This window comes from Mesobacillus harenae (assembly GCF_013343715.1).
GTDB lineage: Bacteria > Bacillota > Bacilli > Bacillales > Cytobacillaceae > Mesobacillus_A > Mesobacillus_A harenae.
On record NZ_JABUNR010000004.1, the window covers coordinates 72513 to 85299 of the forward strand.

At 38.2% G+C, this 12787-nt stretch carries 16 protein-coding genes and 1 pseudogene; 9 read left to right on the forward strand and 8 right to left on the reverse strand.

Annotated features, from left to right (window positions below; genetic code table 11):
• The first annotated feature begins 263 nt into the window (after positions 1-263).
• A pseudogene (locus tag HRJ06_RS06185) lies at positions 264-1102 on the forward strand (tyrosine-type recombinase/integrase).
• Positions 1103-1397: 295 nt separating this feature from the next.
• Positions 1398-2636 (forward strand): IS110 family RNA-guided transposase, encoded by a 1239-nt coding sequence (locus HRJ06_RS06190; protein ID WP_174730486.1) that lies wholly within the window; start codon positions 1398-1400, stop codon positions 2634-2636.
• 150 nt (positions 2637-2786) lie between these two features.
• Here the strand turns inward: HRJ06_RS06190 and HRJ06_RS06195 are convergent, their stop codons facing one another.
• The 4 genes from HRJ06_RS06195 to HRJ06_RS06210 all read right to left on the reverse strand — a co-directional run bounded on the left by HRJ06_RS06195 (position 2787) and on the right by HRJ06_RS06210 (position 4900).
• Complete coding sequence (locus HRJ06_RS06195; protein WP_174730489.1) at positions 2787-3068, reverse strand: hypothetical protein; 282 nt, start codon at positions 3066-3068, stop codon at positions 2787-2789.
• A 602-nt stretch (positions 3069-3670) separates the two neighbouring features.
• Entirely contained in the window at positions 3671-4057 is a 387-nt protein-coding gene (locus tag HRJ06_RS06200) for a hypothetical protein (RefSeq protein WP_174730492.1), read from the reverse strand.
• 44 nt (positions 4058-4101) lie between these two features.
• Complete coding sequence (locus tag HRJ06_RS06205; RefSeq protein WP_174730494.1) at positions 4102-4572, reverse strand: GNAT family N-acetyltransferase; 471 nt, start codon at positions 4570-4572, stop codon at positions 4102-4104.
• 151 nt (positions 4573-4723) lie between these two features.
• Complete coding sequence (locus HRJ06_RS06210) at positions 4724-4900, reverse strand: hypothetical protein (RefSeq protein WP_174730497.1); 177 nt, start codon at positions 4898-4900, stop codon at positions 4724-4726.
• A 405-nt stretch (positions 4901-5305) separates the two neighbouring features.
• Between HRJ06_RS06210 and HRJ06_RS06215 the strand changes: the two genes are divergently transcribed.
• Positions 5306-5476: a hypothetical protein gene (locus tag HRJ06_RS06215; RefSeq protein ID WP_174730500.1), complete on the forward strand. Its 171-nt coding sequence runs from the start codon at positions 5306-5308 to the stop codon at positions 5474-5476.
• 160 nt (positions 5477-5636) lie between these two features.
• On the opposite strand, the gene HRJ06_RS06220 is transcribed toward HRJ06_RS06215, so the two are convergent.
• The gene (locus HRJ06_RS06220) at positions 5637-5960 is read right to left on the reverse strand and encodes an HPr family phosphocarrier protein (protein WP_174730503.1); all 324 of its coding nucleotides are present in this window, start codon (positions 5958-5960) and stop codon (positions 5637-5639) included.
• A gap of 764 nt (positions 5961-6724) precedes the next feature.
• Here HRJ06_RS06220 and sigY point away from each other — a divergent pair.
• The 4 genes from sigY (at position 6725) to HRJ06_RS06240 (ending at position 8323) form a co-directional block, all read left to right on the forward strand.
• The gene (gene sigY, locus HRJ06_RS06225) at positions 6725-7288 is read left to right on the forward strand and encodes an RNA polymerase sigma factor SigY (RefSeq protein ID WP_174730506.1); all 564 of its coding nucleotides are present in this window, start codon (positions 6725-6727) and stop codon (positions 7286-7288) included.
• Positions 7242-7592, forward strand: coding sequence for a YxlC family protein (locus tag HRJ06_RS06230; RefSeq protein WP_174730509.1), 351 nt, complete (start codon positions 7242-7244; stop codon positions 7590-7592). The genes sigY and HRJ06_RS06230 overlap by 47 nt, the downstream gene beginning before the upstream one ends.
• A 232-nt stretch (positions 7593-7824) precedes the next feature.
• Positions 7825-8028 (forward strand): hypothetical protein, encoded by a 204-nt coding sequence (locus HRJ06_RS06235; RefSeq protein WP_174730512.1) that lies wholly within the window; start codon positions 7825-7827, stop codon positions 8026-8028.
• Entirely contained in the window at positions 8009-8323 is a 315-nt protein-coding gene (locus HRJ06_RS06240; protein WP_174730515.1) for a YbjQ family protein, read from the forward strand. The genes HRJ06_RS06235 and HRJ06_RS06240 overlap by 20 nt, the downstream gene beginning before the upstream one ends.
• A gap of 98 nt (positions 8324-8421) precedes the next feature.
• Here the strand turns inward: HRJ06_RS06240 and HRJ06_RS06245 are convergent, their stop codons facing one another.
• Positions 8422-8757: a hypothetical protein gene (locus tag HRJ06_RS06245; protein ID WP_174730518.1), complete on the reverse strand. Its 336-nt coding sequence runs from the start codon at positions 8755-8757 to the stop codon at positions 8422-8424.
• 484 nt (positions 8758-9241) lie between these two features.
• Here HRJ06_RS06245 and fumC point away from each other — a divergent pair, with 484 nt between their 5' ends.
• On the forward strand, positions 9242-10621 hold the full coding sequence (gene fumC, locus HRJ06_RS06250; protein ID WP_174730521.1) for a class II fumarate hydratase: 1380 nt from the start codon (positions 9242-9244) through the stop codon (positions 10619-10621).
• Positions 10622-10762: 141 nt separating this feature from the next.
• Here fumC and HRJ06_RS06255 read toward each other — a convergent pair whose 3' ends face one another.
• A complete protein-coding gene (locus tag HRJ06_RS06255) occupies positions 10763-10966 on the reverse strand; it encodes an alpha/beta-type small acid-soluble spore protein (RefSeq protein ID WP_174730524.1) in 204 nt (67 codons plus the stop codon).
• Positions 10967-11287: 321 nt separating this feature from the next.
• On the opposite strand from HRJ06_RS06255, the gene HRJ06_RS06260 reads away from it, so the two are divergent.
• Positions 11288-11461 (forward strand): hypothetical protein, encoded by a 174-nt coding sequence (locus HRJ06_RS06260; RefSeq protein WP_422392714.1) that lies wholly within the window; start codon positions 11288-11290, stop codon positions 11459-11461.
• 42 nt (positions 11462-11503) lie between these two features.
• On the opposite strand, the gene HRJ06_RS06265 is transcribed toward HRJ06_RS06260, so the two are convergent.
• Positions 11504-12601: an ABC transporter ATP-binding protein gene (locus HRJ06_RS06265; RefSeq protein ID WP_174730529.1), complete on the reverse strand. Its 1098-nt coding sequence runs from the start codon at positions 12599-12601 to the stop codon at positions 11504-11506.
• Positions 12602-12787 lie beyond the last annotated feature (186 nt).

The window sequence follows — 12787 nt, forward strand, 5'->3', positions numbered from 1 at the left end:
CTCCTTGTCTTTATCACTGTTTCCTTAATAAAAATTGAAACTATTCATCTAACATAAATAGGCATAAACTAAAACTAAATCTGGTATTGAAGAGGTTCTATTCCATGTACCTTCCCAAAAATATGTTTTCCTACTAGATTCGGTATAATTAAATAGATCTCCTGCTTGTTCAACTCTCCTGCTCCGTTAGTTCAATAAGTCTGTATTTCGATAAACCAGGCAATAATTCCTCTTAAAAGAGAAGATAAATGGGAGGAGTTAGGTTGTTAATATCAAAGGCGTGGGAAACATATGCAGCGGATAAACGATTTGAGGGCTTTTCTCCATATACAATCAAAGCCTATGGCATTCAGGCAAGGTTGCTTGTTCTGTATTTCAAGGATGAAGAAATATGCTCCATTAGCACAGAAAATTTGAAGGAATACCTTAATGATTCAGCGGCGACCTTAAAGCCATCCAGTATGGCACACAGGATACGGTTTATGAAATCCCTGTTCCGCTGGTGCCACGAAGAAGGCCATATACCATTTAACCCTGCGTTAAAGATAAAAGAACCGAAGGTTGGAAAACGCATCCCGAAGTTCTTGACCGAAAGGGAAATCGAATTCTGCGTGAAGCGTGCGTTAGTCCGATGGAAAAAGCGTTGTTTGAATTTATGTTCTCGACGGGATGCAGGATTGGTGAAATTGTTTCGCTGGAACGCAACTGTATTAATTGGTCCAATCGCTCAGCCATTGTAAGGGGAAAAGGGGATAAGGAACGTGAGGTCTATTTCAATATAAGAGCGGAAATCTGGCTTAAGCGATACATCGATGAGCGTAAGGATGTTGATCCTGCCATTTTTGTGACAGAGCGGCTGCCTCACAGGATGAGTATTGCCCAAATGAGATATGTCATAAAGCGAATCTCATCTCGTGCAGCTATCGATAAAGAAATTTATCCTCATCAACTCAGACACAGCTATGCAACCCATTTGTTGAATAACGGAGCCCCTGTTGAAGTGATACAAAGTCTTTTGGGCCACGAGAAAAGTGAGACAACCCGAATATATGCCCAGCTAAGCGGAAGGTTAAGGCAAGAGTTTTATCAAAAATATTTCTAAGCAAAAGAAGCGACGCTGTTGGCGTCGCTTTTGTATTTTTGCACCCGTTCGTAATATAAGGTTAGCCAGATATTTCTGGTTGACCTTTTTATTTTTGGTCTTAATATTACGGTAGTCGGGGTAGAACGTCGCACCCGTGGGTTAAATCCCGTCAACTAAACTGTTCACCCCCTACTTGTATAAACATGTTTCAGGCTGGTTGGGACAAGGATCCCGTTTAACAAGCGAACCTATGACATTACAAGAAGCCTTAGGGGATACCGACAAGTTGTTTTACACAGGAGGAGATTTGATTATGAATCCAGTCATTGGTCTGGATGTTTCAAAAGGTGAAAGTCAGGTTCAAGCATTTTTAGACAAAGGCAAACCTTATCGTAAGAGCTTTAGCATCAAACACAATACTGATGGTTTAGGTAGTTTATTAGAGTTCCTTCATGAAGTAGAGAGTTCAGCTGGTGGTCATCAACCTACGGTCGTTTTAGAATCAACAGGACACTACCATTTTCCTGTAATTCAATTTTTTGAGGAGCAAAATTATGTTTATATTGTTGTCAATCCACTTATCTCATATCGAGCCAAAAGTTCGAGTTTACGGAAGGTAAAAACGGATGCAATTGATGCTTATCACCTTTGCGAACTGTTTTATAAAGAAGAGTTAGAGCCTTATAAAAAAAGAGGAATTCAACTTTTAAATCTTCGTAATCTAACAAGACAACAAGAAAGTCTTGCCGAAATATCAGCACAGACTAAAATACAGCTGCATACCCTTTTGGATCAGGTATTTCCTGAATATAGTGGAGTTTTTGGAAGTTTATATTCCAAAGTCTCATTGCTTACATTATTAGCATTTCCTACTTCAGAAGTAGTGTTAAGTGTGAGTGAAAGAGAAATAACAGAGAAAATAGCATCGCTATGTATGAGTCGTTCAGATGCATGGGCAAACGAAAGGGCTAAAAAATTAAGGGAAGCAGCCCTTCGTAATCCGTTTCAAAACAACCTCTACCAGAGTAATATTTTTAATCTAGAGTTATTAGTCAAGATCGTTCTTCAATACCAAGAGCATCTATCTAAGATTGCAGTAGAAATAGATGCCCTCGCTAAAGAAATTGAAGAATATCATATACTTCAGTCTATCCCTGGAATTGGAGAGAAAATCGCCGCCACGATTATCTCCGAAATTGGTGAGATAGATCGGTTCAATGATGCCAAAAAGCTCGTTGCATTCGCTGGAGTAGATCCAAGTGTTTTCTCTTCTGGTAAGTTTACCGCATCTGTAAATCGAATTACCAAACGAGGTTCTAGTAGGCTTCGTCATGCCTTGTATATGGCTGTTCAAAGTGGTATTCGTGATGCTCGTAAAAAGAAAACGACTGATGAAATCATCGCACGCAATAAAAGGTTAAGAGAATTTTACGATAAGAAACGCGAAGAAGGAAAACCCTTCAGAGTAGCAGTTATTGCATGTGTTAATAAGCTCTTACATTGGATTTTTGCCTTACTAAAAAGCAGAACTACTTTCCAAGATACAGCTTAAAAACTATATCTAGCTAAATACAACAAAACCTTCCAAATAAAACATAGAGGAAGGTTATTTGGCATGAACATTTTTAGTATATCATGACGTTATTAATCATTTTATTAAAAAATGTTGACAAACTATTAGCTGGTTTAGTTTTACAAGAAACTAAAACTCTCCTATATTCATTATCCCACCATTAATTCCACATTCCTTAATTCCGTCAAAAAGCAACCCAAGACTTTCCGTTCCGTCTACTGGTGCCCCTTCCCAATCACCCCTTTTAAGAAAGTGGCAAAAGCCGTTATCATCATAGGGAATTTCATCAACGAGTTCCCAAAAAGGACAATATTTAAGCCCTCCACCTTTTATGGGTTCATAACATTTGTCACCATATGGGATGTGCTTTGCTGGTTCTTTTAATAAATTATATAGGAAGCCTTTTTCCATTTTAATCACCAGTTTATATCAATATACTGTGCAGAATAATTTAACTAACTGCCCTTTATTTCAACAATAAAAAAAGCAGTATTTAAGACATCTTTGCGGGGCAACCCTTCCTAATTGTGAAGGTATGTAAGTTAGCCCAATTTTCTGGTGGAAAAGATTATTTTGTCCGAAATACAAGATTGGTTATTGTTCCTATTATCAAAGTAGGGATTAAGGGAGGTATTGCGAAAAGCATAAATGCCTCCAGCATATTTCTTGGGGGAAGCATCGACATCACCAAAAATAGGGCTACAAGTATGTAGGTAATTAAGTAATCCCTTTTTCTGAATTTACGTCTTCTAATACTGTTACTCATAAGCCACCAACCATCTAATAAATGTTCTTAATTAATTCCCTTATACGCCACACTTTAAAGTAAATTATATACAACAGTTTTGCAGCAGTAAATACAACAAAAGTAGTATGTAAAATTATTGAACTAACCTGCCCCTATACTTTAATAAGTAGTTCTACAAAAAAGTGCTTTAATCTTTCCAGGATCAAAGCACCCTTTACTTGAATAAGTAAAGAGTTTTATTGGCTTGTTTTTGTTGAATAAAAAATCAAGTCGTATTTCTTTTAAATAAAGAGCCAATTACAACAATACCGATTAAAGAGATTACCAAATGAGGTGTAGCAAATATCCAATGTGCTACAAAATTGCTTGGTGGTGTTCCGTCGGATATACCACTGCCATTAAAGGTAAACCATAAAAATATAACAGGTGCTTGAATTAACACCAGGAAAAAGACTATGGCCATTTTTACAAAGTCGGATACTCCATTCTTGTTGATTCCTAAGAATACAACAATTCCTCCAATAATCAATGCTAAAAGACCCCAAGTAACAACTATAGACTCTGTTGGACCAAAAACGCCTAATACATAAAGCAATCCTGTTAGTAGCGTTACTAACCCTAACAAAACTTCTGATTTAGCTAAGTTACTCACCTTTTAACCCCCTTATTGCCCCATCCCTCCCTGGGTCAAGGCGTTTACCAAGGTATTTTACCTGACATTCTTATAACTTTACCATCAACTTCAGACCTAATCTTTTTCATCCCATTTTTCTGATAAAACGCTACTGCGTTTTGATTACTTGGAGAAACCCGAAGATGATATTCCTTAAGGGAATTGGCTTTGAAGAAGTTAAGGGCATAATCGTGGAGTTTAGATCCTAATCCCATCCCCCGTTTTTCAGGAATAAGATAATATAGATTAACATATCCAATATCTTTTCCTTCATATTGTTTCATTGTCAGCTCAAGCTGGCCAATCGCTATATCATTTTCAAACACTAATACAAAGCCCTCTGGATATTTTGCTGACTGTTGTTTTAACCAATCAAGGTATTCTTGTTCCTCTCCGAAATCCATATCAGTCCCAAAGCTAACAACAAAGGAGTCTCTGCGAAAAGGAATTACATACTTCTGATGTTGGTGTATATCAATCGGTTTGAAATCCATAATACGACCACCTTCTTAATGTATATAGATCCGTAATCGCTATGAAAATAAGCCTATTCCTTCTTCAACTATCCTGCTTCGTTAGTGCAATTAGAAGCAAAAAAGCGTTAATCTATTTCTAGAGCTCGCTCCCGTAAATTCAAAGAAATTATTATTCCTTATTTACTAAATCAAACAGGCTTGTGTTAATGCCCTCTAAATTACCACCTATAACTTCTAACATATCAATAATTTGAGCTAGCCAAAATGCAATGCTAACTGAGCTAAGTGCAATTACAACTAGGGAAAACACTTTTATAAGTTCTAATGTTTTGTTGTCTGTTTTCACTTTTCCACCTTTTTTCCTTCTTTTTTGAAATACCATCTATGCAATTTCGACTCTATTCTATATAAAACCTTTAAACTTAATACATTAATTTTCCATATACCTTCTTCAACTAAACTGTCCCATTAGTTCAATAAGAAAATGGTATTACCGGCAGCCAAGTGACATCAAAAATGACGGCTATTTTGGCACCACATTTTAATCGTATAATACTTATTGTCCATTATAAATTATAATGTCATTTGGTATGTCAAAAAGGAAGCAAATAGGTTAACCCCTTAATAAAGAAAGAAACTGACGTGTGCCAATGCGCACGTCAGTTTTAATGTCATTTACTACAAAGCACCCGAAACCGGAACCTTTTAGATTTGAAATCACGGCTCTTTTTTTAAATTAGAGAGGGGAATTATGTCACTTGTCTTGGATGGAGCGAATAGTTTTAATGGACATCCCTGGTTTAACCCACTCACGAAAAAATACGGAGGCATACTTGAGGAGTCAGGTCCTGTTGGAAAAGCAACAGCCGGCGTTTTTGGTCCTCTTTGGGAGATAACAGATCCCAGCAGCTTAAGCAGATAGTGCTGAAAGGAACATAAAAGCCCACCCGCTATTATTAAGCAGGTGGGCTTTTAGTACCGTATGAATTCCGGTTGCTAAAACATACTTATAATAAATCCAATAACTACGATTGCACCGATGATCATTAATATCGTTCGAAGCATTTAGTTCACCTCATTTTCTAGACTTGGAATGATCCTGTTGATTCCAGGATGCGTTTTCGATTAACACGGATTACAGAAGTTTCGTTCGTTAACTTTTTCGTTAACTTATTTAAACATTCCTCCACTTCAGTACCCTCAACAATAATTTTAAGAGTTGTCTGAGGCTTGACTGTTAGAAGAAATGATACGAGTTTAGTCAAGTTTGACGCATCTACAGCTTTTTGCTGATTATATAAATAAGTAGTGCCACTCAGTTGCTTAGCAGTCTGGTAAACCTCAAGCATTTTTCTCATAGTGAATTTCTTTTGGACAATAACATTTGAAGACATTATTTCTTTCATTTTGGTGGTCTCCTTTTGTTTTTTATATTAGAAAATAATCTTAGATTAGGACAGCTGTCCAGCAGTTCAAGAAACTTGGTTTTTCTTATGTGCTGGTAGTATTTATTTACCCGGTAATCTAGTTTTAAAACCTGCCTACTATATTACTTAGATATTTATTGTTCATTCTATATGCGTTATACAACTATAATTATTTACAAAAAGTCGAACACATTGGATTAGTATTACTTGTTTTAGAGGGGCATTAGTTTCCGGTAAGGCCTATAGAAGAGAACAGTTTCGTTCTGTATAATTATCCTGTAAATGGTAATCTTTTGAAAAGTGGCAGTAAGAACAATGTTGATCTCTTTACCTTTGTTGATGATACCGTCGTGAGAGTTTGACTCCTCGAATATGCATTCTCAATTCTGCGTAGGCAAAAGCAGTGTCGAAAAAAAGACCCCACTGGAGCGGGCTGCGAGAAGTTAGAAACTGTTAGCTAACTCTGAACAAAAACAGCGTGTTCCTGCCAAAGCTTTTTCTCTTGTATTCGTAAACGAGTAAACGGGCTCCGAAAACGTTCGTAGAAACGAGAACCCTTCAGCGAATAAACAATTTAGTTTAATAAGAAATATATAAAATTAACCTGAACGATAATGATCACCTAGCCGTCTAAAAGGTAAGAGAACCCACTGCTTTGTTTCCGGTCAAGTATCAATGATTGTTCGGAGGCTTTCATTAAAATTGCTCTTTGAAAAAACGGCTGAAAGTGGGGACGGAAGGCAATGGATGAAAAGAAACTAATCGACAGTGCAAAAAAAGGAGATGAACGTGCGTTTGCAGCCTTATTTCAGGAAAACTATCCTTTTTTGGTTAAATACCTGATTAAGATAACGATGAACTCTCACATTGCAGAAGAAATTGCCCAAGGGACAATGGCAAAATGCGTGGAAAAAATTCATCTATATAATGGCAACGCAAAATTCTCCTCTTGGCTTATTTCAATCGCAACTAATTTATATATTGATCAGTTACGGAAACAAAAACATGAACAAAATTGGCAGAAGGACGAGTCTGCTAGGCGAAAACTGCAGTGGCAGCTTGAAAGCAGAAAAGAAGAATGGACAGATGCTCTAACTGCTCTTGGTAAGTTAGCTCCGGCTGCTAGGGTTTCTATTGTGTTAAAGCACTATTACGGTTATTCGTATGATGAAATTGGCCGCTTTCTTAATATATCCCCAGGGACAGTGAAATCAAGAGTCCATCACGGTTTACTTACTGTTAGAAAGGAGTTGGCAGCAGATGGCGGATCAGAAAAAATTTCCTCCAGACGACCAGCAGGAAAATGAGAAAGAGCTTTTAAGTACGATTTCTGAAATCTCAGAGGGTTTAAATAAACTTGAAAAGATAGTTCCTGACCAGTCTCCGCAGTTGGATTGGTTTGAATATATGATTTATTCTCAAAAACAGCAGTACAGGAAAAGGCTCGTAAAAGAATTAGCTGTATTCCTATTTATTGCCCTGTTTATAGTTGGAGGGATGCTGTTTACAATTCTGGAAATGCCTAAGTTGTTTCTAATGCTTCAAGGTGCAGTCATTGTTTTTATAGTTCTTTATGGAAGCATTCGGATAAAAAAGCAGGTGAACATGTGATGAAAGAGGACTTAACACCAGTTCAGATGACTGTTTTACTAGTTTTTACTGCTGTAATCTTGCTTTGTCAGAGTATTTTCTTATTCTTAAACGCTAGGAAGCACGGACATAATTATTGGTTATGGGGAATTGTTGGGCTAATTCAGGCACCTGTTCCTCTTATTATATACCTGCTGTTTGTAAGGAAAATTTGGAGGAAAAGCTATTAGCAATAATAAGGGGCGGTGGTGTAATGAAAAACTACAAGCAGCTGTTGCTAACAGCTGCTATGGCAGGTCAGGTTATTGCCATAATAATGCTGTTCATTAATATTAGGGCAGCAATATGGCTTTATTCAATTTATCTAATTTTATTTCTGGGTGTTTTTCTGCTGCTTATAAAAGAAAGAAGAAATGAGAAAAAGGAGGATGAAAAACATGATCATAGTGACTACTGATTTCGTGCCAGGTGCAGATATCAAGGAATTAAAAGGTTTCGTTAAAGGCAGTACCGTTCAATCTAAACATATCGGTAAAGATATTTTGGCCAGTCTGAAAACAATTGTCGGAGGAGAAATCCAGGAATATACCGATATGATGACAGAGGCTAGGCAAAAAGCAATATCAAGAATGGTGAAAAACGCCGAGGACAAAGGAGCAAATGCAATTATATGCGTCCGGCTCGAAACATCGGCGATTATGGCAAATGCATCAGAAATCATTGCTTACGGCACAGCGGTTTTCGTGGAATAAATGGCAGTTGACGCTTTTGAAAGGGAAATGGAGCTAACCCCAACAGAAAAAAACCGAGCCCTTACTTTGCAACATGAATTCACTCAAATTAATCAGGTTTAGTGAACAATCGACGGGGTCTCAACTGTTAAAACTGAACGAAAATAGCTCTTTAAGATAAGCCATCTAGCAGGGTAGGAAAAGATAAAATCTTCCCATATTTCATACGAGTGAATGATAAGATAGTCTAACTCAACCCTGTTAAGGCGAAGATCATATAAAAGTGCATGGGGAATCGTATAATAGCTATTCAATTGATAGGAATTTAAGGTCACAGCCTCAATGTTATGCGAATTCAAGAAAAGTTTTAATTCAGTCTCCTGCATTAGAATGCTCTCCTCCCGGCTTAATCCTGTTAAAACGGGCCGTTCGTTAATTAGGTAGATTCCTTTCAAGTTAACCAGCCTCCTTAGACAATATTATCTTTATGGCCAGTTGGCTAAGGAAAAATACTATCATTTACCTTGTTAGAGTCGACTGTACTAATCTTCACAAAATATTGCTAATTTTTTTAAGAACGGCTTTGCCCTATGTGATAACTTAAAAATAGATGGATACATGTATTCACAAAAGGGGGTTCTTTTAATGGAGGAGTATTCAATTACGCTGAGCATCGCGAGTATAATGGTTCTTTTTTATTTCATTGGTTACACTATTTATAAAGCCTGAAAAGGAACTTAAAGATTAGAATATTGTTAGTAAAAGCTAAAGCCCTGCCGCCCGGGGTTTTAGCTTTATTTTTTTCTCAAGAAAAGTGAAATTTAAAAACCCATTATTTTGCAATTTTAACCTGAAGAGTTATTCTATTGGTATAAACGACTTAAATATATAAAACAGGGAAAAGAAGAACGTATAATCCGAAAATAGGAGGCGTCCGCTTTGGCAGAATTTCGAATTGAAAAGGACACACTTGGTGAAGTAAGGGTACCGGTTGATAAGTATTGGGGGGCCCAGACCCAGCGGAGTAGAGAGAATTTTAAAATTGGTGAGGAGAAAATGCCCAAGGAAATCGTCTATGCGTTTGCTCAGGTCAAGAAGGCAGCGGCTGCAGTAAATGTACAGTCTGGCAAACTGTCAGATGAAAAAGGATCTGCAATTTCTATGGCCTGTACTGAGATAATCGAAGGGAAGTTTGATGCTCATTTTCCGCTTTCGGTCTGGCAAACAGGGAGTGGTACACAAACCAATATGAACGTAAACGAAGTTGCTGCAAGAAGAGCAAATGAGATTCTCGCAGAGTCAGGATTAACTGTAACTATTCATCCGAATGATGATGTAAACATGTCACAGAGTTCAAACGATACATTTCCGACGGCTATGCATATCGCTGCAGTAAAAGGCTTGGCAGAACAGCTGCTTCCTGCGCTTCAAGCTTTAAAAAGCACACTTAAACTTAAGGAAGCGGCTTTTAATGAAGTGATTAAAATAGGACGGACACACCTTCAGGATGCTACTCCCTTAACGCTAGGCCAGGAGATCAGCGGCTGGAGGGCGATGTTAGAAAAAGATGAAAAAATGATTACAGATACTCTTGTTTATCTTCAAGATCTTGCGATTGGCGGAACTGCTGTAGGAACAGGTATTAACGCGGAAAAAAACTTTGGCAGCAAGGTTGCTGAAAAAATTCATAAGCAAACAGGATATCCTTTCCGCTCTTCAGAAAACAAATTTCAGGCACTGACGAGTCATAATGAATTGGTTCACGCACATGGCAGTCTCAAAGCACTGGCTGCTGATTTAATGAAAATAGCCAATGATGTTCGTTGGCTTGCAAGTGGGCCTCGAAGTGGAATAGGTGAAATATCAATTCCTGCTAATGAGCCGGGAAGCTCGATCATGCCTGGGAAGGTTAATCCTACCCAAAGTGAGGCATTGACAATGATTTCTTGCCAGGTAATTGGCAACGATACCACAATTGGGATGGCTGCCAGCCAAGGTAATTTTGAATTGAACGTATTCAAGCCAGTTATTATTTATAATTTTATGCAAAGTGTAAAGCTTCTAGCAGAGGGGATGAGATCTTTCAATGACAAGTGTGCAATCGGAATCGAAGCAAACCTGGACATTATTTCTGGTCATGTTGAAAAATCCCTGATGCTTGTAACTGCATTGAATCCCCACATTGGATATGAAAAGGCAGCTCAAATTGCAAAGTTTGCTTTTAGTGAGAACCTTACTTTGAAAGAAGCTGCTGTTCAAAGCGGTTTCTTATCTGAGGAACAATATGATGATTGGGTAAAGCCAGAAAAGATGATTTAAGTGCCGCACCTAACTCGGCCAGTTAAAAGCCCCCTTCGAAGGAAGGGGGCAATCCAAAATATGAAATTTTTTATGAATTAGCCGAAAGGTTCTTGGGTTAATCTTTTTAAATCGGCCATTAACAAATGCTGCTAGAAAATCTTAACGAGATTGTCCGCTCATCTGCTGTTGTGCCATTGAGACAAGACGTTTAGTGATCTCTCCACCTACTGAACCATTTGCGCGTGAAGTTGTGTCAGCTCCTAATTGAACACCAAACTCTGAAGCAATTTCCAATTTCATTTGGTCGATCGCTTGTTGAGCACCTGATACAAGTAGCTGGTTTGAATTAGATTGATTTGACATCGTAACATCTCCTCATTTTTATTTTATGGTTGGGTTAGCCGGGATTGCACCGGCTCGCAAAATAGCTGCCTTACTAAGGCTTAACCCAGTAAATTAATAATAAGAAGCTTATTTAATAATGTATTATTGATAATTTGAGAGAAAATATACGGCTCTGGAGAAGGCAATTCTTTCCTCTAGATTCCCGTAGGTACATACCTTGGCCAAAAAACACATAAACTACTAACGAATAAACAGAAGGGAATGTGAAAGATGGGGATGTGCCCTTTATGCAACGGATTCAGGAATGTCGATGTAGCTTGTCCATCTTGCGGGAGCAAGATGGAAAACACGGGGAAAGAAATGGATTATTATGATGATTACAGTGCATACATGCCAATTGATCAGATGAAACTATTTGATGGGTATCCGAATGATTTTAAAAATGGGGAGTGCCCACATTTATTCAAATGTCCTTCATGTGGGAAAGATAAAATCGAAATGATCAAAGAATAAAAACCCCATCATTCTTGATGGGGTTTGTTGCATTACTAGCTATTAACGAATTCTTTGTTCTGTCTCAGCATCAAAAAAGTGAACCTTGTTCATATCGAATGCTAGCTCCATTGTTTCGCCAGGCTGGATATCTGTACGGGAATCAATTCTTGCTACAAAATCTTGCCCTTCGTATGTGGAGTATACCATAGTCTCAGCACCTGTAAGTTCAGCAACATCAACATGTGCTTGAATTTTAGAACCTTGAGATGCTTCAATGAAAACCGGCTCATCGTGCAAGTCTTCAGGTCTTGCACCAAGGATGATAGTCTTGCCAACATATCCCTGTTCCCTAAGGGCTTTCATCTTTCCTTCAGGTACAGCTATTGAACCATTACCAACCACAAACTTCCCTTCTTCAAGCTGCCCGTTAAAAAAGTTCATAGAAGGTGAACCGATAAAACCGCCAACAAATACATTTTCAGGCTTTTCGTAAACGTCCTTTGGAGCACCGACCTGCTGGATGATTCCATCCTTCATAACGACAAGGCGGGTTGCCATAGTCATCGCTTCAGTTTGGTCATGAGTAACGTATATAGTCGTCGTATTTAAGCGGCGGTGAAGCTTAGCGATTTCAGCACGCATTTGAACACGAAGTTTAGCATCAAGATTAGATAGCGGCTCGTCCATTAGGAAGACCTTCGCATCACGAACAATTGCCCGGCCAAGAGCAACACGCTGGCGCTGTCCACCCGATAGAGCTTTCGGTTTGCGGGAAAGGTATGGTTCTAGTCCAAGAATTTTTGCAGCTTCTTTAACACGACGATCAATTTCATCTTTAGCAAACTTGCGAAGCTTTAATCCAAACGCCATGTTATCGTAAACAGTCATATGCGGGTAAAGCGCATAGTTTTGGAAGACCATTGCGATATCGCGGTCCTTTGGCGGCACGTCGTTTACGCGCTTGCCATCGATAAAGAAGTCACCCTTTGATATTTCCTCGAGTCCTGCAATCATTCGCAAGGTAGTAGATTTTCCACAGCCTGAGGGGCCGACGAAAACGATAAACTCCTTATCTTGTATGTGGAGGTTGAAATCGCTTACAGCAGTGACTTTATTGTCATATAACTTATAAATATGTTCTAACTTTATCTCAGCCATTTATATTTCCTCCTAGAGGGATAATGTATTATTTTTAGTTTAATCGAACCTGAAGCGAAGAACTACGGACATTGTGCACAAATTTTATGTAAGCCCTTTTATGCAGTTTGCAATTACCCTAAAAAGGAGGGATTTTATGAATTAGACAAAAGAAAGCTTTCAGATTAACGTTTCTTCTAAAAAGAC

Coding starts and splice junctions, on each gene's coding strand:
- HRJ06_RS06205 (WP_174730494.1), bottom strand. CDS start 4,572: ATGGATTTCAAACCGATTGATATACACCAACATCAGAAGTATGTAATT.
- HRJ06_RS06265 (WP_174730529.1), bottom strand. CDS start 12,601: ATGGCTGAGATAAAGTTAGAACATATTTATAAGTTATATGACAATAAA.
- HRJ06_RS06220 (WP_174730503.1), bottom strand. CDS start 5,960: ATGAAAGAAATAATGTCTTCAAATGTTATTGTCCAAAAGAAATTCACT.
- HRJ06_RS06255 (WP_174730524.1), bottom strand. CDS start 10,966: ATGTCAAATCAATCTAATTCAAACCAGCTACTTGTATCAGGTGCTCAA.
- HRJ06_RS06240 (WP_174730515.1), top strand. CDS start 8,009: ATGATCATAGTGACTACTGATTTCGTGCCAGGTGCAGATATCAAGGAA.
- HRJ06_RS06260 (WP_422392714.1), top strand. CDS start 11,288: ATGGAAAACACGGGGAAAGAAATGGATTATTATGATGATTACAGTGCA.
- sigY (WP_174730506.1), top strand. CDS start 6,725: ATGGATGAAAAGAAACTAATCGACAGTGCAAAAAAAGGAGATGAACGT.
- HRJ06_RS06215 (WP_174730500.1), top strand. CDS start 5,306: ATGTCACTTGTCTTGGATGGAGCGAATAGTTTTAATGGACATCCCTGG.
- HRJ06_RS06195 (WP_174730489.1), bottom strand. CDS start 3,068: ATGGAAAAAGGCTTCCTATATAATTTATTAAAAGAACCAGCAAAGCAC.
- HRJ06_RS06190 (WP_174730486.1), top strand. CDS start 1,398: ATGAATCCAGTCATTGGTCTGGATGTTTCAAAAGGTGAAAGTCAGGTT.
- HRJ06_RS06230 (WP_174730509.1), top strand. CDS start 7,242: ATGGCGGATCAGAAAAAATTTCCTCCAGACGACCAGCAGGAAAATGAG.
- HRJ06_RS06235 (WP_174730512.1), top strand. CDS start 7,825: ATGAAAAACTACAAGCAGCTGTTGCTAACAGCTGCTATGGCAGGTCAG.